This window comes from Cupriavidus sp. BIS7, assembly GCF_000292345.1.
Classification (GTDB): Bacteria; Pseudomonadota; Gammaproteobacteria; order Burkholderiales; family Burkholderiaceae; genus Cupriavidus.
Map to the genome: position 1 here is coordinate 58309 of NZ_ALOU01000091.1, position 17864 is coordinate 76172.

Sequence of the window (17864 nt, forward strand, 5' to 3'; positions counted from 1 at the left end):
ACGTGAACCGGGCCGGTATTCGGGTCAGGCCAGAAAGGCCCGCCGCACGATATTCCGACCGCTGCGTTTGGCGTCGTAGAGTGCCTCGTCGGCGCGTCCATACGCGTGTTCGAATGCGCGTCCCTGTGGGGACCAGCTCACGCCGAAGCTGGCTGTGACTTGCCGGTTGACGGGGGCAGGGAAGCGGTATTGCGAGATGGCCTGGCGCATTTTTTCGGCGAGGTCCACGGCCTCGTCGATCGTGAAGCCGGGCAGCAGCGCGGCAAATTCCTCGCCGCCCACGCGGCCGATCGCGCCTTCCGCATGGACCGCATCCTTCAGGCAGGCCGTGACGCCGCAGATCACCGCGTCGCCTGCGGGATGACCAAAATCGTCGTTCAGGCGCTTGAAATAGTCGATGTCCAGAACGATCAAGGCCAGGTTGCCACGTGCCAGCGCGGCCGTGGCGAGATCGATGACCGCGCCGCGGTTCAGCGCGCCTGACAGTGTGTCGTGCGTGGCGCGGTATTCCAGTTCCTGGGCCAGTTCCTGCAGCCGGTGATTGAGCCGGTTCATCTCCAGCTCCTCGCGGTCGCTGCGCCGTATCAGCCGGCGCGTCTCGCGCATCAGCCGTTCGTAGTAGCTGATGAGCTGGCCGAGCGTATGGCGATAGGCGTCCTCCCCTGCGTCGACATCGCAGAACACGGACCGGGCGTGGGCCAGTACGCTGTTCTCCGATTCGAACAGGTCGGGTTCGGGCACGGCGGCAACGGTGGCAACGGTGGCGAGAGGCGGATTCAACTGCTGATGGTCACTTCGTCAACAAAATCGATGGCGGGAAAGTCGGCGTGCAGGTCCTGTCCGAACTCCAGGATCGTGTCGTCGTCTTCGTCGTGGAACCAGTGCAGGCGAATGTGATTGCCGCGTTCGGCTGCCTCGTTGAGGGCATCGAACATGGTGAACAGCATCTTGGTGCTGGAACTGTTGAAGTACGTCAGCGCCACGTTGACCGTGACGGCCGCGTTCTGGCTGGCGGTCAGGTACTGGCGCAGGCGGGCGATGGCCTCGCCGTAGAACACGGCGGCATTCTCGGGGTAGGACTCGCCCTTGAGCGAAAGTAGGTGCCGCTCGAAATCGAAGCTCAATTCTGGCGAGCTTGGCGTGGCGGCGATGAACAGGTTTTCCATGGCTGGTTCTTTCCGACGTGACTCAGATGGTGGCGACGAGCTGGAACATCGTCGAGACTGGATCGGAGTCGATCGGCTGAAAGTTGTACTCCAGGGGCGCACTGGCATCGCGCGCCATCGTCAGGAAGCCAAGCCCGGCTCCCTTGCTGCCCTCCGGCACTTCCGCACGAAGGGTTTCCTTGTAGGCGCGCTTGATCTCGTCGAGCGTCATGGTGCGAACGCGTTCCAGCGTGCCGCGCAGCTGTTCCACGCGCGCGGTGGACACCGGGTTCGAGCACATCAGGCGGTAGTGCTCGTCGATCATGCTGATGCATACCGAGCCATGCCGCAGGTGCCCCTCGGCCTGCGATGACGATGTCAGCGAATCCGACGAGTAGTGCACGATGTTCTGCGCCATCTCCACGAACGACGAGAACAGCCTGCGGCGCGTGGCGCCGTCCACGCCGCTGACAGTAAGCTGCAGGCGCACCGCGTCGGACATGGCGGCGATGATGTTCTGCGAAAAATAGCCGACGTAGTAGAAGATCACGTTGCGTTCCCGAGCCATCGCGAAGAACGGCTCATATTCCTTGTCAATCGATACTGCGGATAGTGCGGATAGTGCGGATAGTGCGGCGGTCATGTGCTGGTGAGTGGGGCGATGGCGTACCGTGACGTCACGGTGCGCGGAAACAGAAGAAGGTCAGGTCATCACGACGGCGCTGCGAGCCCTGCCAGGTGCGGTGCGCATCCTGCACGGACTGGCTGACCTGTGCCGCCGATGCATTGCGGCTGGCGCGGATGGCTTCGCACATGCGGCGCTTGCCGAACGCGATTTCCTTCGGGCCGCCGATCTGGTCGACCAGGCCGTCAGTGGTGACGAACACGAGCGTGCCGGTCTGTGTCGGCACGACGATGTTCTGCCACGTGTACGCCATGTCGGTGTCGACGTAGCCGACGCCCATGCGCGCGCCATTGATCATGGTGCCGTCTGTTTCGTCGCCGCCCTGGCCGGGCTGCAGCACGAACAGCGACGACTTCGCGCCCGCAAAGGTCAGTTGGCGCGTGGCGTTGTCGAACCAGAAGAACGCGGCGTCCATGCCGTCGTCCGATTCCGAGGCATTGGGCGATCGGTGCGGCTCGCGGTCGTTCTGGCCGAGCATCTGCTTGATGCCGCGGTTCACGGCCATCAGCAGCGCGCCCGGATCGCGCGGGCCAAGCTGCTCGATGCCCTGCGTCAGCAGCGACGACGCAATCAGCGTCATGAATGCGCCCGGCACGCCGTGGCCCGTGCAATCGGCCAGCGCGGCAAACCAGCCGTCCTCGAACGCGGCGAAGTGGTAGAAGTCGCCGCCCACCACGTCGCGCGGTTCCCAGACAAGTGCGGCATCAGGCAGTGTGGCGGCCAGCGTTTCGCGCGAGGTACGCAGCATCGCGCGCTGGATCGTGCTGGCGTAGTCGATGCTGTGCATGATCTGGCGATTGCGCTCGGCCTGCATGTCGGCCACCACGCGCATCAGTTGCAGACCCTGGCCAAGTCCGATGAACTGGCCGTCGCGCGCGATGATGAAACCGTCCGCCAGCGCCTTTTCGCCGTACTCCACGGTGCGGAAGGTCAGGGCGTCGATGCTCATGGCCGCGTCCACGATCAGCGGTTCCTTGTCCATGAACGCGATGCAGCTCTTGCGGTTGTAGAGCTCGCGATGGTAGGGCTTGCTCATCTGCGACAGGAAGATCGACCGGTTGATCAGGCCGATCGGCCGGCCATGCTCGGTGACGGGCAGGCAGGCCAGGTCGCGGTGCGAGGCGAAGACTTCCAGCACGTCCTGGTTCGTCTGGTCAGTGGTGACCGATGGCGTCGGCATTGCCAGATCCTCGGCACATGGCTGCCGGAAGCGCGGGCGGGCAGCGGAAGGATCAACCAGTACGCCGGGCATGACGGATGGGACACGTGGGTGGAAAGTGGCCCGAGTCTAGGCAAGCTTTATGTCGAATCCGTGACGCTCTGACTTGAGAGGCAAAGGTTTGAGCCCCACTCGCGAGGGGTGGCGGGCGCAGGGTTTCAGGCCTGTTTTGCAGTATCCACGTCCGTGCTCAGTCCCATCATCCGTGCCAGCAGCGGCCAGCGCTGCGCGGCGGCTCTGGTTTCCACCTCGCCCTGCTGGTCGAAGTAATGCCGGGCGTCAAATCCATCGACATGTTGTGCCAGCGCATCGATGTCGCTGTATGCGGTGGCGGCCTTGCGGGAGCCGATGGGTTTGCTCATTGCTGCTCCACCCATTCGCCGTCCGGCGTGTGGATCACATAACCGTTGGTGCGCTTCATCGTCAGGGTGTCTTCGTTCTCACCGACCATCTGGGTTTGCGGCAGGTCCTCGGCGTAGTGGGACAGCGCCGGCGCACCCTGGCGGAACGGGCTGTCCGCAACGAGGTTGAACAGCAGTTGCGAAAGCCCCAGGAAGCTCATCGGTGCGTCGATGATCACCGGCTCAGGCGTTGCCGTGGTGGGCAGCCCCACCAGCTTCACGCCCACCGGGATGTGGATGATCTTGGGCGTGGGAATTTCGCGCAGACCCGAAATCTGGTTCTTGTCGCCGCGCAGCGCCGCGCCGTGCTCGGGCACGAAGATCAATACGGCCTTGCGGCCGGACTTGTCGATCGTGTCGATGATCCGGTCCACGTCGTCTAGCAGCGCCTTCAGCCGCAGCGGGTATGACTCGATGCTGGTCAGCCGCTTGCCGGGCAGGCGGTTGCCGTCGTGCAGCGTGACGGTGTTGTAGTAGAGCGCCACGGGACTCTTGTCCTGTGCCAGGCGCTGCTTGTACCAGTGGTCGAACGTATCGAAGTCGCCCAGCACGGGGGAATCGTCAAACGCGCGCATGGCCACCGGCACGCCGCTGGTGGATTCCATCTTGATGCCCGGAATGCCGATCTCGTTTTCCACGTAGGTGCGGAAGTTGTCGAAGCGGCCGTCGTGGTTCATCAGGATGTGCGGCGTGAAGCCGGCCTGCGCCAGGTCGGCGAACATGTGGCATTCGGCCGGCGCGGGGTCGTACAGGTCCTTGTGCGGCTGCTGGCCGCAAGACGCGCGCAGCAGCCGGATGGCCGCCGGGCCGCTGTAGCTGGCGGCCGAGCTGAAATTCTTGAGCAGGAAGTCGAAGCGCGACAGCAGCGGGTGGTTGAGGCTCTTGGCCGCGTCGAGGTCGTCCCACGACAACGAGCAGATATGCAGCACGATGATGTCGAACTGGGCATCGGGCGTGGCGGTCAGCGGCTCTGCGTTGGCTGATCGTTGCGCCTCCTGCTTGCGGAACGCAGCGAGGATCGCATCGTAGTCATTGGTTGCGTTGATGTCGGCACGCGTCGAATCGGCAGCCTGGTTGCCCGCCTGCCTGGCGTTGGCGCCCGGTATGCTGATACCCAGGCCAAACCAGAACGGTGCCGCGATCAGCGCAATCAGTACGAGCGTGGTAGTGCGGACCCAGCGGTTGATCATCAGGTAGGCCAGTATCGTCACGATCACGGCCACTACCATCTGCACCGATACGACCCGCTGGAACAGCTCCACCAGGTAAGCTGGCGTAAAGGCCTGGATGTTCGAGAACTGCGAGATCACGCGTTCGAACGGCGGCAGCACCGATTCGCGCCAGGCCAGTGCCGCGCCGATGCAAATGGCCAGCACCTGCCGCAGCACGGTCAGGATGCGCGACTCCATCGGCACCACCAGCAGCAGCGCGAAGACCAGGTTCAGGATCCATATCGGATGCATCTGCCCGGTATGGAACAGGTAGAGCTTGGCGAGGAAGTAGAGGTTCCAGAGTCCCATGGGGTCTCGCTAACGGTTCGGGGCGATCAGGGCATGCGCGACCGGCGCCGCGCAATGACCAGTTCGACTGCGTCCATGAAGGCGTCGTAGAGCCGCAGCAGGCCCTGGTAGCCCATCTCGATGACTTCCTTGAGGCTGCGCAGCGGCGCGTCGGCGCGCTCGTCGTCGAGCCAGTCGATCCATGCATCGGCGCGGCCGAACGTGCACTGGATCAGTTGCGTCTCTCGTTCCATGGTCAGGTCGTCCATGCGCACGCCAAGGTGCCGGTTGACGTTGCGCGTGACCACCGCCGGGAAGTGGTAGGTCCGCGTGCCGCGCGACAGGCATACCCCCAGGTGTTCGCCTTCTTCCAGCGGCACGTCGATCGGCAGCACCACGCCCAGGCCGCCCATCGAGTAGTTTTCGGTCTTGCAGGCCAGCGTGCGGCCATCGGGCAACAGCAGCGTGGCCGGCACCCGCATCGGGATGCGATGCGATACGCGCACCTGCCGTGCTTCGCGCGCCACGCCCACCGCCGCGCCGAGCATGATCAGGTTGAACAGCGCCCACCCCATGTTCATCAGCACCGTGGCGGGCTCCTGGGTTTCCGCGAACAACAGGCGTACCACACCAATGCCAAGGCCGATCACGTTGAGCGCCAGCAGCACCAGGTAGGGCTTGGAGATGGTCCAGTCCAGGTAGTCGTCGGCGATCTGGCCGCCCTTGGCGGTCACGTTGAACTTGCCCGCGCGGGGGTTGATGAAGGCCACGGTGGTTGGCAGCACGATGTACCACGCCAGCACCGACTCATAGACCTCGGCCCAGAACGAATGCCGGTAGCGGCCCTGCAGCCGCGAGTTGGTGATGTTGGCGATCAGCAGGTACGGCAACACGTAGGCCATGATCATCAGCGCCTCCGTATTGATCACGTGCAGCCCGAAGTACAGGTATGAGATCGGCATGGTAAGGAAGATCAGCCGAGGAATGCCGTAGAAGAAGTGCAGCATCGCATTGCTGTAGCAAAGCCGCTGGAACAGCGACAGGCCGCGGCCCAGCATCGGATTGTCCAGGCGGAAGATCTGCGCCATGCCGCGCGCCCAGCGAATACGCTGGCCGATATGCCCGGACAGGCTCTCGGTGGCCAGTCCGGCCGCCTGCACGGTGCGCAGGTAGGCGCTGTTGTATCCAAGGCGGTGCAGCTTCAGCGCGGTGTGTGCGTCCTCTGTGACGGTTTCCACGGCGATGCCGCCGATCTCCAGCAGCGGCGCCCGTTTGATGACCGCGCAGGAGCCGCAGAAGAACGTGGCGTTCCAGAAATCGTTGCCATCCTGGATCAGGCCGTAGAACAGGCTGCCTTCGTTCGGCACGCGGCGAAACGTGTCGAAGTTGCGTTCGAACGGGTCCGGCGAAAAGAAGTGGTGGGGGGTCTGCACCAGCGCGCACTTCGGGTCGGCCAGGAACTCGCCCATCGTCATCTGCAGGAACGAGCGCGTGGGGATATGGTCGCAGTCGAAGATCGCGATGTAGTCGCCCGAAGTCCTCGGCAGTGCCTGGTTGATGTTGCCGGCCTTGGCATGACGGTTGTTGTCGCGCGTGAGATAGCCCACGCCCACCGTTTCGGCAAACTCGCGGATCGCCGGCCGCCGGCCATCATCGAGGATAAAGACGCGCAGCTTGTCGGCAGGCCAGTCCATGCTGCGTGCCGCGAACACGGTGGGCTGGATCACGTTCAGCGGCTCGTTGTATGTCGGGATGAAGACATCGATGGTAGGCCACTGCGTGGGGTCCGCCGGCAGCGATTTCGGCTTGCGGTTCAGCGGCCATGCCGTCTGCACGTAGCTGAGCGCCAGCACGAGCCATGTGTACCATTCGGCGGCATAGAGCACGTAGCCGACCACGGCCTCGGTGGTGCTGGCGAATTCCAGTGTCTGGGTGGAACGCCACCAGATGTAACGCACGGCCATCAGCATGGAGACCGCGACCATCGTGATCGTGGCCAGCCGGCCGGGGATGCGGCGCACCACGGCCAGCAATGCCCAGACCACCGCGAACATCAGCAACTGGCTCGTAAGCGATAGCGGCGTGGTGCCGATGGCCACGGTGGCAATGGCGGCGATCACCATCGAGATCGGCAGAACAAACGGAATGCGTCCTATCCGTGCGGCAAGCGATTCCAGCGTGCCGGCCACGCGGTTCCAGTCCGGGCGCGGCACGGTCGATAGCAGTTTATGGCGCAGGCGTTCCCCGGCATGCCAGACAGGTTCGAGCACGCGGTCCAGCGTCCTGCGCAGCCAGCCGCCGCGCTCGGCCTGCGTTATCGTGCGTTGCTTGCGCGGGTCCGCAGCCAGGCGAACACGCGGCTTCGGCGGCCGGACGAACAGGCGCCACAGCCACGTGCCGGCGGACTGGCGGCGGCCTACGCCAAGCCGCGCCACGGCGCGCTTGTAGATCACGCCTGACCACTCCGCGGGGATATCCCGCTTGCCGGGGCGCGGCGGATGAAAGAACACGCGCAGCAGCCAGTTGGCGGGATCGGCCGTGCGCACCACGCCAATCTCTCGCGCCACGCGATCGCGCATGCGCGTGATTCGTTCGAGCAGGGAGATGGCGTGCGTGCTCATGACCGGGGCTCCTGCGCCGCGCCGTCGATCCATGCCGACAGCCACGATGCCAGGCCGTTCATGTCGTGGGCCGCCTGCGAGTGCGGCGTGCTGCGGCAAAAGCTCTCGCTGCGCGCCAGCGCCTCCCCGACGCTGCTGTCCTCGTGTATGTGATAGGGCAGCATCGCCTCGCCGAGCATGGCCTGCAGCAGCGCCACGATATCGACATGAAGCTGCCGGGCCGGCTGCAGCCGCGTGGCCACATAGCGCACGGTTTTGCCGTGGGCGGCCAGCGCGTCGACAAGCCGTTGCATCGTGAGGCAGGTTTCCGGTTGTGCGGGGGCGAGCACAAGTACGAGATCCGCAGCCGAGATGGCCTGGTTCGCATACGGCGATGGCCACGGCGTGCTGTCGATCAGCGCCACGCCGTGCGCGGGCATGTCCACTTGCGCCAGCAGACGCCGCAGCCAATCCGGTGACGCAATGGCGGCCGCATTGGCGACTGCAATGGCGGCTGCAATGGCGGCTGCATTGGCCGGTGCCGGTCCGGCGCGGCTGCCCCATGGCACGAACAGCACGTCGTCGTCGCTGCGTTGCCCGGCACGCGCCCATGCAGCGGCGGTGGCGGCATCGAGATACGCGCCAAGGCCGTCGTCCGGAATCTCGCGCATGCCGAAGTGAAACCCGAGCACGTTGCGCGGATCGCATTCCAGCGCAAGTGCCGGGTGCTTGCGGGCGGCCAGCAGCGATGCCAGCTCCGCCGTCAGCGTGGTGCGGCCCGCGCCGCCCGAGGTCGAGACGATGGCCACGGTCTTCATGGGCGGCCTCCGTCGCCCATGCGGCGTTTGCCGCGAATTACCAGCGCATCGAGCTGAGGCGGCAGCCGCACGGAGCGGCGTGGTCGCGGCGCAGTCCAGCGCGGCAGCCAGCGCAGCAGGTCGAAGCGCCATGTCAGCCACGCCAGCGGTGCAGCCAGGATCAGTCCCCAGACAAAGTAGCCAAGAAAGATGGGCATGGGTCAGTCCTGTGTCTTGAGCGGTACCGGATGATGCTGCGGCAGTGCACGCGGGCCCGGGTTTGCCGATGCGCGGCGCGGCGCAATCAGCGGCAGCGTCGGCGCCGGATCGGGAGTTGCGGCTGCAGCGGATTGCGCCGCGCTTGCGGGCTCGGGTTGCTCTTGTTGCGCCGGTTGCGCCGGTTGTGCCGGTTGCGTCTGCGCCAGCCACTGGCTGTAGTCTGGCGGCGGATACATCGCGATGTCGGCTTCGAACCCGGCCAGCGTCGCGGCGATCGACTCGCTGTCGCCGCTGCGCAGGTCTCCCTGGAACAGTTCGCCCATCGGCCGCTGGAACACGCGCGCACATACCGCATCGACGTCGTCCATGCGGCACGCAAAGAAGAACGCGTAGATGCTGTCGCTGCCCGCCGTGCAGAGGTCGCCCGCGCGGCTCATCCGGCAAGCGCGCAGCGCGTCGATATGGGCAAGCTCGGGCAGCAGTGGCAGTTGCAGCAGCACGTGCGGCAGGCGGATCATCCGGCTGCGTTCCACGGCCTCGCGCACCAGCGAGATAAACGTGCCGGCTGATACGTAGCCGCTGACTGAAGTGGTCAGCACGGAAGAGAGCGCGCTCTGATAGTCGGCCAGGATCGGCCGCGAGAACACCTGGCCCTGCAGGCCGTCGATCATCGACTGCACGCGGGCGAACGGCGTACGCTGCGCGACGACTGCGTTCGCACCAAGGTTCAGCATCAGCAGTTCGTAGTGCTGGCGCATCGCTTCGCGGTCCTCGCGGATCACGATCTTGAGTGCGCGTCCCGCCGTACGCCGCAGCCGGTGCACCTGGCTGGCCAGCAGTTCCAGTTCGCGGCTGCCGGGGTAGTGCAGGATCACGGTGGCGGCAACGGACTTGCTGGCCGTGGCGACGGCCGCTTCATTGCTGTCGACGACGCGCCAGTTGTCGGGGACATAGCGCTCGCGCAGCACGGCGTCACGGCTGGCGATCACGCGGTCTTCATCGGGCGCCAGCATGCCCGCGTCCTCGATCGTGTCGCCGTAGGTGTCGGCGGCGACCATCAGCCGGTGCTCGTGCGGTGCAAAGCGCAGCCGTACGACCTCCCCGGCCACAACGGCCTGCTTGTCGCGCCAGAAGGCCACTTCCCATGTGTACTGCCCCTGTTGCTGGGACAGTTGCGCCGCACCGGCAAATCGCCCGTGGAACGCCTGCAGGTCAGGCGGCAGATGACCGGCCTCCATTGACGGCGGGGCGATCACCAGCAGCACGCCGCAGCGTTCGTGCGCGCACCAGTCGTTCAGCCGCAGGCCTTCCTGCGCCAGCGCCGCGGCATCCTGCCAGCTGAAGAACGCTTCGGCGCCTTCGATCAGGAACATCGTGCCACGAGCGCCGCATTGGTCGACGAGTGCCTGCAGCGCCTCCATCAGTGCGTCGATGCCGGCGCGTTCCGGCTGTGCACGCAGCGCGCACAGGTTGGCGCGGGCATGCAATGCGCGATTGACGTCGATGTCGAGCCCGTGTTCGCGCAGCGCCTTTGCAATGTCCTCGGCATTCTGCGTCGACAGCACGCTGGCGGGGCCGCGCAGTGCGGCGGCGGCGGTCTGCCAGAAGAAGGCGTCGCGCGCCGGCGACGGCCGCGCATAGACCACATGCGCGCGGCCCGTTGCCAGCGTGGCCAGCGCGGGCGCCAGCCCCTCGATGGCGAGCAGCGTGCGCGCCTGCAGCCGCGCCAGCATGGGCGCGCGGGGCGGGGGAGCGAGATTGTGGTCGACGTCGTTCATTGCAGGACCCGATAGGCAGGCTCAGTATGTCGAATAGGGCCGCACCGGCGCGGGTGGGAACGGCACCGGTTCCTGTCGCTTGTCGAACAGGTACCGGATCCAGGCCATCGCGCGGTTCGGCGCGTAATCGTGCGACCGGTCGATCGAGAAGCCCGCGCCGGCCACCCAGTGCGGCGCGAATGTGTACTCCACGGTCGCGCCCAGCGTGTAGGAGAAACCGCCACCCGAACCACCGGCGTAGGTGGCGTTGCCGCTCTTCAGTTGCAACGCGTTGTCGGTCGGGAAGAACGGCGCGTCGTCCTCGTGGGTGAAAGACCAGCCGGCCGAGCCCAGGAAACGCCACGACCACTTTCCACGACGGCCGGTCCAGTCCAGCGGGATGCCGAACGACAAGTATTGCTGCGGGCTGTAATAGCCGCCATGACCAAACGTGTAGAAGCGCTGGTTGTCGGAGTAGTGCCAGTAGTTGAGCACCAGGCCGCTGGATACCCGCTGGTCGCGTTGTGTGTAGACCGGCACGTCGAACCCGGTGCGCACGGTGAATTCGTGGTTGGTCTTTACGTTGTCACCAGTGTAGAGGCCGGCGCCCACGTCGGCAAACACGCTGGCCCGGCCCACATCGCGCCCATAGCGCAGGTGGACGCCGTTGCGCACGACACCGCCCCAGTGCGCGCCGGTGACCGGGTCGACCGCGCCCGCGTACGAAATCAGCGAACTCGTCACGGCGCGCCGGGAAATATCCGCGCTGATCGACGATACGCCGAGATCGGCACGATACCGGAAGCCCCCGACCACGTTCTGCTCGGTGAAGCCCAGCGGCGTGGTGCCGATGTCCGCGCGCCAGCTGTTGTAGGCGCCGTCGTATTCATAGCCGGCGGCCAGCGCCACGCCCTTGTCGTTCTGGCCGATGGCCCCCAGCCCGGCATTGCCGAGCGCGGGAATCTTGCCGAACGGCAGGTCTCCGACGGCCCGGCTGCCTTGCAGCGTACCCGCATCCAGCAGCACCGTATCGGCGTGGAAGAACGCGTGGCCCGTGTAGCCGTTGGGGATGCGCACGTAGAGCGGAATTTCCGTGGCGTTGAGCTTGGAGATGCCGTCGTCGCCAGACTTGTTCGATTGCAGCACCGCGGTGGCCACCTCGCCCTGGCGCCGCGATTCAAGCTCCGCGATCGCGCGCTGGGCCGGCGTGCCTTCGGGCCCCGGCTGCGCGCCTTCGCGCTGTTCCAGCCCAAGCGCGGTGTGGTACAGCGCGGCGGCGTCGTTGAAGTCGCCGCGTGACTGGGCGATCCGGCCGCGCTGCACGGTGATATCTGCGCGATCGGGGAAGCGTGCATCGAGCGCATCGACGACCGCGCTCGCTTCGTCCTCGCGGCGCATCGCGGTAAAGCGCCGTGCTACGGAAAGGCGCGTATCGATGTCGTCCTCGGGCGTCTCCGCCAGCACCGTGCGCACGATATCGAGCGCCTCGCCGGTCTGGCCCCTGCGCTCATACTGCCGCGCCAGCGTCAGTTGCGCGCCGGCGTCGTGCGGGTTGGCGGCCAGTACCTGGCGTGCGGCATCGGCCGCGCCGTTGTAGTCGCCATCGGCTTCGCGCAGGTCCGCCAGTTCCAGCAGCCAGCGTCGATCACTGTGCTGCTCGGCGGGCACGGCATACAGGACCTGCTGTGCGCGCTTGAGGTCACCCGCGGCAATCTGCCGGTCGGTCTCGCGGATCGCCAGGCGCAGCGATTGATCTGCGAGATCGGCGCGCTGCTCGGCCGTGATGCCGGGCAGGGCGGTGGATTCTGCAATCCACGCGCGCAGCGCATCGTCGCGGTCGGCGGCGGCCAGCAACTCGCCGTAGCGCAGGCGGATGTCGATATGCGGGTCTTCGGGGTGTGCGGCCAGCCAGTCGCTGACCAGATGCAGCCCGGTTTCCGTGTCGCCAAGGGCGATCCACTCGCGCCCGATCGAGGCCAGCATGTGGGGGTCGTTGCGCGCTTCCTCCGCCGCACGGCGCAGCAGCGCGCGCGCTTCGTCGTCGCGCCCCTGGGCAACCAGCACTCGTGCATCGCGCAGCATGCGCTGTGCAGCCAGGTTGTGCGAGAGGTTCCGCATGCCCTCCGTGCGCTCGGCGTCCGGCACTGCGGCCAGCACCGTGCTGGCAGCGTCGATATCGTCCACGCTGTTCAGGTAGAGCGCGGTTGCATAGCGCATCTCGCTGGTTGGCGCGGCCTTGAGGCCGTCGTCCATGACGCTGCGGCCCAGCGCGGGCAGGCGCAGGTCGCGATACACGCGCGCCAGCGTGAAGCGCGTCCAGGCAGCGTCAGGCTGCAGGCGGATCGACGCTTCCAGGTTGGCGATGGCGGGGCTGCGCTTTTGCTGCGCAAGCAACCGCTCGGCCTGCACCGACAGCAGATCGGCACGCATCGCGCGCATTTCGCTTTCGGAGCCATGCATGCGCGGTTCCATGCTGGCAATCAGCGGGCCGATCTCGGCGTCGCGATGCTGCTTCTGCAGCAGTTCCACCAGCGAGCGCAATGCGGCCATGTCGGGCTTGGGGCGGGCCAGCATCTGGCGCAGCAGCTTTTCGGCTTCTGCGTCCTTGTTCTGTGCAATCAGCGCGTCGGCAAGGATCGATTGTGCATTCTCGTTGCCGGGTTGCTGCGCCAGGGCTTGACGTGCAAGCGCCTCGGCCTCGGCCGGCTTGCCTTGCTTGTTGGCATCCCGCGCCTTGGCGACCAGGCCCCAGAACGTGGCGGTTGCCAACAGGCTGCGCCATTTGTTGCTGGGGTCGATCTGCTGGGCACGCGCAAACAACTCGCGCGCTTCGTCGTACCGCGCCTCGCGCAGGCGGACCAGCCCGAGCCCACCCACCACTTCGGCGTCATCGCGGCGCTTCTGGTAAGCCTGTTGCAGCGCGATATCGGCTTCCTTGATCTGGCCGCGCTCAAGCTGGGCCAGTCCACGCTGACGGGCCTGATAGGCCGGATCGGCCAGCAGGCGCTTCTGTGCGTCGACCTTCTTGCCAAGATCTGCCAGCGTCTTGCGCGCGGCATCGTCATCGGGCACTTCCTTCAGATAGCGTTCGAACCAGACGTAGTAGGCCGGGTCGTCCGTCACGCGGTAGAGCGTACGGCGCCAGATGTCGAGCGCGGTCTTGCGGTCGCCATCGGGGCGCTGCGTGATGCCGTAGAGAATGCCGATGCCTTCCTGGCGGGTTGCCGCGCGATCGGTCAGCAGGTCGCCCAGTGCAAGCTGCAGCGACATGTCGTCGGGATTTTCGCGCGTGCGGCGGCGCAGTTCGCTGATGGCGCGTGTGCGGCCGTCGGGGGTGCCGGAGAGAATCCGGTAGTAGTCGCGCGCCAGTGCGCCGTCTGGCGCGCCGCGCGGGAAAAGTGCCTGCAACCGCTTCACGGCTTCCTCGTCCTTGCCCGAACGGGATAACAGGCGGACGTTGGCCATTTCACGCTTGTCGCGCGTGGCGATGCGATACGCGTCGTCGAGTTCGAGTGTGGCGGGGCTGCCTGGTGCCACCTGGCGCAGCTTGCGCAGCAGCTTTTCCGCTTCGGTCGGGCGGTTCGAGCGGATCTCGATCAGGCCCATCAGCTTCAGGGCTTCTGGCTGGTTCGGATCGATCAGCAGCGCTTTTTCGAGGACGCCGCGCGCCATGTCGGCGCGGTTCTTTGCCTCCCACATCTTCGCGGCAGCCAGAAGCTGTGCCATCTGCGCCGACGTGGCGGGCGGTGAAACGCTGGGTGCCGCTGCGGGGTCGGCTGCATAGGCAGGCATGGCGGAAGTGGCCAGCAACAACGCCAGCGTGGGGGCTAGCGCGTGGCGGGACATGTGGATTCCCAGGCCGGCACCAGCGTGCCGTCCGCTTCGAAGCGGAAGTGTCCGTCGAGATAGCCAAGTCCGAACAGCGTCAGCACCTGACTGTAGTAGCCCGGCGGCTGCTGCGCGGCCAGTGTGCGCGTGCGCTGTGCCTGAGCGCGCGCGGCATCGGCCTGCCCCATGGCGGCAAGGTAGGGCGCCACGGCGGCGGAAAAGCCGCCATTGCCGGAATTGGGGCCGAAGGTGCCCGACTGCGTATCCACGCGCTCGGGCGGATAGCCGTGCTGCTGCACGTAGCTGGCCATCGGGCGGAACGCCTGCAGAACGGTGGTACGCAGCGGATCGCGCGGGGCCATCATGCCGGCCCACAGATAGACGCGGATCGCGTTGTACGAGCCGCCGGCCTTCGTTTGCGCATCGGGCCGGAATCCGCGTCCCTTGTGATACTCGACCCAGTCGGGCGAGAAGCCGTGCGGCGCGGTATCCAGGATCAACCGCGCCGAGGTGTCGACCAGCGTTTTCCACGCGCTGTCCTCGCCAGGCATCGCCGCCAGCCGTCGCATCACCTGCAAGGGCACGTAGCTTGGATTGAGCCGCCAGACATCGGGCGACTGATGGAAGCCGACCGGCCCCGGCAGCAGCGTGCGGCCAAGCCCCGGCAGCACCGCCGATTCCTCGCGCAGCGCACGCCGTGCCACGAGCGTGCCGAGTGCGGTGTAGCGGCGCTCCTTCCAGAGGCGGCCGGCTTCGAGCAGCGCATAGGCGATCCACAGGTCGGCGTCCGAGGCCGGATTGGCATCGATGACGCCCCACGTGCCAGCGTGCTCGCCGTCGGTGCGCTTGCCCCAGATCCATGCGGGCAGGTGGGCGGTCAGGTCGCCCTGCGCAAGGTTGTTCTCGGTCCAGGCCAGCAGCTTGTCAAAGGCGGCGCGGTCATTGGCCACCAGCGCGAAGAACAGCGCGTATGCCTGACCCTCGGAGACGGTTACCTGCTGGTCCGTGCTGTCGTCGATCACGCGGCCATCGCCGCTGATGGTCGTGCGGTGGAACGCATCCCAGTCGGGCCACGAGCAGGTGGCCGCGGCACAGCTCAACGCGGTACCCGCGAGCGTGCAGACGGCCACGGCGCGCAGCAGCCAGGCGCTTGCCCGCCGCATGTCAGCTCCCGTTGCGGCGTGCCGCAAGCCGGCCCAGCGCCCAGAACAGCGTCAGCGCCACGATCAGCCCGGCCAGGATGCCGGCGATCGCCAGGATGGCGGGATGCCCGGACATGCGCATCCACAGGCGGCCGTACCAGGGCAGTGTGCCGACGTAATACCGGTCACCGAGACGCAGCCCTTCCAGGTCGCGCTGGTGGATCACGGTGATGTCGCCGCGGATCTGCGCGACCTTGCCGGGGTTTTCCAGCACGTCGAGCACATCGCGTACGCGATCGTCGGATGTGGCCGTGATGGCAACGACGCTGCGCCGTTCCCTGTACGGGGATTCGAAGCCAATCAGCGCGGCAAGCGGGCCGTCGGCGGTCAGGATTGCGCGGCCGGCCGGCGAGACATCCGTTTCATCGAACCCGCTGAGCCAGTTCGACCATGCGTGCGAGCGCTGGTCGCGCAGCGCGATCTCCGTCTTGCCGCGTTCGATCAGCAGCGGCAGCGACTTGCCCCAGCCGGTCAGCACATTGGCTGCGCTGCCGGTGCCGATGATGACGAGGTCGCGGTCCTTGACGGTGTCGATGGCCTTGGCGGGTGCCACGGCCACGCGCAGCGACGGCAGCCCGGTCCACTTGCCCATGTGGCCGAGCACAGTCAGCATCGTTTCCTCGTCAAGCGTGGACGGCGAATCGGGTATCACCACGGCGGTTTCGGCCAGGTCGGCCAGCCGCGTGAACGGATAGCCGCTATTGGCGAAGAACGCGAGGTTGGGCAGTGCCGCGTAGTGCGAGAAGCCGCTGAAGTCGATCGAGGAGTCCGGATCGATCGCCGCGCGCGCCGGGTTGCCCGACGTGGACGCGCAGAGGCCGGTCTTCTGGGAATCGATATTGAAGCGGAACTGCATCTGGTTGTTGCTGCCGACGCGGAACGCCGGAATCATGATCTCGTTGCTGACCGCGGCGCTGCCGCCGGACAGCAGCGGCACGCTGACGAGGTTCTCGTCGCCTTGCGTCGTCAGCGGCTTGAGCCGGTACGAGCGCACGAGCTGGTCGTTGATGTCGACGCTGAGCGCCGAATCGTTGTACGTCGAGGGCGCGGTGTAGCGGTACTTGACGCTGAGCGGCACCGAGCGGCCATTCCAGCCGAACAGGTCGGCCGGCACGCGCAGGTTGACGCGGATGGCATCGGGGTTGCCGCCAGAGACCTGGAGCTGCTGCGGATCGCTCACGAGTTCCTTGAACAGGACTGGCCGATCCACCGGCGCCCAGGCGGGCGCGTCATAGGGCCGGCGCGGCTTGCCAAGGTCCACCGACTGCACGCCGGTACTGGCGCCGGCCATGGCGGCCTTGCCGAGCACGAGCGCATCGGCCGCCAGTTGCAGTTCCTGCGGATTGCGCCCTGCCAGCACCAGCAGCTTGCGCGCGGGGTTGGCGGGGTTGGGCATGACGCGCACCGAGGCGCCATCGATCTTGTCGATGCGAATTCCTTCAGGCATCGCGCCCGGCATCGCCAGCATGATCGCGTTGGCATCGCCGGGCGCCGTGCGCGACACCGGGAAGCGGATTTCGCGATAGCTGGCCAGCGCGCCAAGCCACGATGCCACGACACCTGCCGCGCGCAGCACGGCAGGGTCGGCATTGGCGGGCAGCACGAAAGGCACGGTGACGCGGCTGTTGTCGCGCCTGTCGAAGAATGGGGCGGGCAGCAGCGACAGGTTGTCCGGCAGCGTCACGGCGGCCTTGCTCAGCGTCAGCGTGGTGGTGGGGCTGATGTCCGCCCACAGGCTTGAGTGATCCGGGTCTTCGCAATGATCGAGCGTGTAGTGCGCGATCATCTGCACGTTGATGCGGTTGAAGTCCGTGAAGAAGCGCGGGTCCAGGTCCACCACGCGCGTGATCTGCTGCCCTGCGTGTTCCTGGTCCAGCGGGATCGTGGCCACGACCTCGTCATTGAGCCGGATCTTCAGGTGCGAGAGCGGGTAGACGAGCGATGGCGAATACGTGAATACCAGCTTGAGCCGGGCCGCCGTCACTACCTCGTCAAGCCGGATGCCAACGTTCAGCGTGTGATCGGGGTCAACGCCGCGCAGCGGGATCGCGTAGTTGGCGCCCATCTGGGCAAGCGTGAGAACCTGCGTGCGGGTCGGGACTGCCGTGACTGCCGGGATTGCAGGAGCCGTGGGGGCGGGAGGCGTTGCAGCGCCCTGTGCCGGCACTGCTGCCGGGGTGGTCGCAGTGGATTGCGCGGCTGCCGGGCCGGCCATGATGGAAGAGACCAGTAAGGCCGTCAGCGGAAAGACCCTTCGAATGCCGCCGCATCGAAGGCCTGACATGAGAATCGCCATATCGGGAGCGCCCTGTGCAAGTGGCGCAGTCAAGCCATCGCGGATGCGATGCCGATGCCGCGCGCTAACCTACTGCGTGGCGAATATATCACGCCACATTTCACTTGCCGCGCAGTGTGTGCGCCAGCAGACAGCGTTTTAAGAAAGATTCAATACAGACCCTGATCCGCGCCGAAATAGTTTTATGCGCAGCGTAGTTTCGGGGTCACTTTTCAA

The 17864-nt window shown here is 66.3% G+C and carries 13 protein-coding genes; all 13 read right to left on the reverse strand.

Features of this window, described 5'->3' with window-relative positions; genetic code table 11:
• Positions 1-24 precede the first annotated feature (24 nt).
• Positions 25-741, reverse strand: a complete 717-nt coding sequence (locus tag B552_RS0125215; RefSeq protein WP_026036037.1) for a GGDEF domain-containing protein — start codon at positions 739-741, stop codon at positions 25-27.
• Between the two features lie 35 nt (positions 742-776).
• Positions 777-1166: a DUF1987 domain-containing protein gene (locus tag B552_RS0125220; RefSeq protein ID WP_019451839.1), complete on the reverse strand. Its 390-nt coding sequence runs from the start codon at positions 1164-1166 to the stop codon at positions 777-779.
• Positions 1167-1188: 22 nt separating this feature from the next.
• A complete protein-coding gene (locus tag B552_RS0125225) occupies positions 1189-1788 on the reverse strand; it encodes a SiaB family protein kinase (protein WP_019451840.1) in 600 nt (199 codons plus the stop codon).
• A 34-nt stretch (positions 1789-1822) separates the two neighbouring features.
• A complete protein-coding gene (locus B552_RS0125230; protein ID WP_019451841.1) occupies positions 1823-3010 on the reverse strand; it encodes a SpoIIE family protein phosphatase in 1188 nt (395 codons plus the stop codon).
• 197 nt (positions 3011-3207) lie between these two features.
• Complete coding sequence (gene bcsR / locus B552_RS0125235; RefSeq protein WP_019451842.1) at positions 3208-3411, reverse strand: BcsR/BcsP family cellulose biosynthesis protein; 204 nt, start codon at positions 3409-3411, stop codon at positions 3208-3210.
• Positions 3408-4970 (reverse strand): cellulose biosynthesis protein BcsG, encoded by a 1563-nt coding sequence (gene bcsG / locus B552_RS0125240; RefSeq protein WP_019451843.1) that lies wholly within the window; start codon positions 4968-4970, stop codon positions 3408-3410. Before bcsG ends, bcsR begins: the two co-directional genes overlap by 4 nt.
• A gap of 26 nt (positions 4971-4996) precedes the next feature.
• A complete protein-coding gene (bcsA, locus tag B552_RS0125245) occupies positions 4997-7528 on the reverse strand; it encodes a UDP-forming cellulose synthase catalytic subunit (RefSeq protein WP_237718368.1) in 2532 nt (843 codons plus the stop codon).
• Positions 7529-7566: 38 nt separating this feature from the next.
• Positions 7567-8367 carry a cellulose biosynthesis protein BcsQ gene (gene bcsQ, locus B552_RS0125250; protein ID WP_019451845.1) on the reverse strand — a complete coding sequence of 267 codons (801 nt, stop codon included), beginning with the start codon at positions 8365-8367 and terminating at the stop codon, positions 7567-7569.
• Complete coding sequence (locus tag B552_RS0125255; protein ID WP_019451846.1) at positions 8364-8564, reverse strand: hypothetical protein; 201 nt, start codon at positions 8562-8564, stop codon at positions 8364-8366. Before B552_RS0125255 ends, bcsQ begins: the two co-directional genes overlap by 4 nt.
• Positions 8565-8567: 3 nt before the next feature.
• Positions 8568-10343, reverse strand: coding sequence for a cellulose biosynthesis protein BcsE (gene bcsE / locus B552_RS0125260; RefSeq protein WP_019451847.1), 1776 nt, complete (start codon positions 10341-10343; stop codon positions 8568-8570).
• Positions 10344-10364: 21 nt separating this feature from the next.
• Positions 10365-14168 carry a cellulose synthase subunit BcsC-related outer membrane protein gene (locus tag B552_RS0125265; protein ID WP_019451848.1) on the reverse strand — a complete coding sequence of 1268 codons (3804 nt, stop codon included), beginning with the start codon at positions 14166-14168 and terminating at the stop codon, positions 10365-10367.
• Positions 14150-15313, reverse strand: a complete 1164-nt coding sequence (bcsZ, locus tag B552_RS0125270; protein ID WP_019451849.1) for a cellulose synthase complex periplasmic endoglucanase BcsZ — start codon at positions 15311-15313, stop codon at positions 14150-14152. The genes B552_RS0125265 and bcsZ overlap by 19 nt, the downstream gene beginning before the upstream one ends.
• Position 15314: 1 nt before the next feature.
• On the reverse strand, positions 15315-17636 hold the full coding sequence (bcsB, locus tag B552_RS0125275) for a cellulose biosynthesis cyclic di-GMP-binding regulatory protein BcsB (RefSeq protein WP_237718366.1): 2322 nt from the start codon (positions 17634-17636) through the stop codon (positions 15315-15317).
• Between the last annotated feature and the right edge of the window lie 228 nt (positions 17637-17864).

Coding starts and splice junctions, on each gene's coding strand:
- B552_RS0125220 (WP_019451839.1), bottom strand. CDS start 1,166: ATGGAAAACCTGTTCATCGCCGCCACGCCAAGCTCGCCAGAATTGAGC.
- B552_RS0125225 (WP_019451840.1), bottom strand. CDS start 1,788: ATGACCGCCGCACTATCCGCACTATCCGCACTATCCGCAGTATCGATT.
- B552_RS0125230 (WP_019451841.1), bottom strand. CDS start 3,010: ATGCCGACGCCATCGGTCACCACTGACCAGACGAACCAGGACGTGCTG.
- bcsR (WP_019451842.1), bottom strand. CDS start 3,411: ATGAGCAAACCCATCGGCTCCCGCAAGGCCGCCACCGCATACAGCGAC.
- bcsG (WP_019451843.1), bottom strand. CDS start 4,970: ATGGGACTCTGGAACCTCTACTTCCTCGCCAAGCTCTACCTGTTCCAT.
- bcsA (WP_237718368.1), bottom strand. CDS start 7,528: ATGCGCGATCGCGTGGCGCGAGAGATTGGCGTGGTGCGCACGGCCGAT.
- bcsQ (WP_019451845.1), bottom strand. CDS start 8,367: ATGAAGACCGTGGCCATCGTCTCGACCTCGGGCGGCGCGGGCCGCACC.
- B552_RS0125255 (WP_019451846.1), bottom strand. CDS start 8,564: ATGCCCATCTTTCTTGGCTACTTTGTCTGGGGACTGATCCTGGCTGCA.
- bcsE (WP_019451847.1), bottom strand. CDS start 10,343: ATGAACGACGTCGACCACAATCTCGCTCCCCCGCCCCGCGCGCCCATG.
- B552_RS0125265 (WP_019451848.1), bottom strand. CDS start 14,168: ATGTCCCGCCACGCGCTAGCCCCCACGCTGGCGTTGTTGCTGGCCACT.
- bcsZ (WP_019451849.1), bottom strand. CDS start 15,313: ATGCGGCGGGCAAGCGCCTGGCTGCTGCGCGCCGTGGCCGTCTGCACG.
- bcsB (WP_237718366.1), bottom strand. CDS start 17,636: ATGTCAGGCCTTCGATGCGGCGGCATTCGAAGGGTCTTTCCGCTGACG.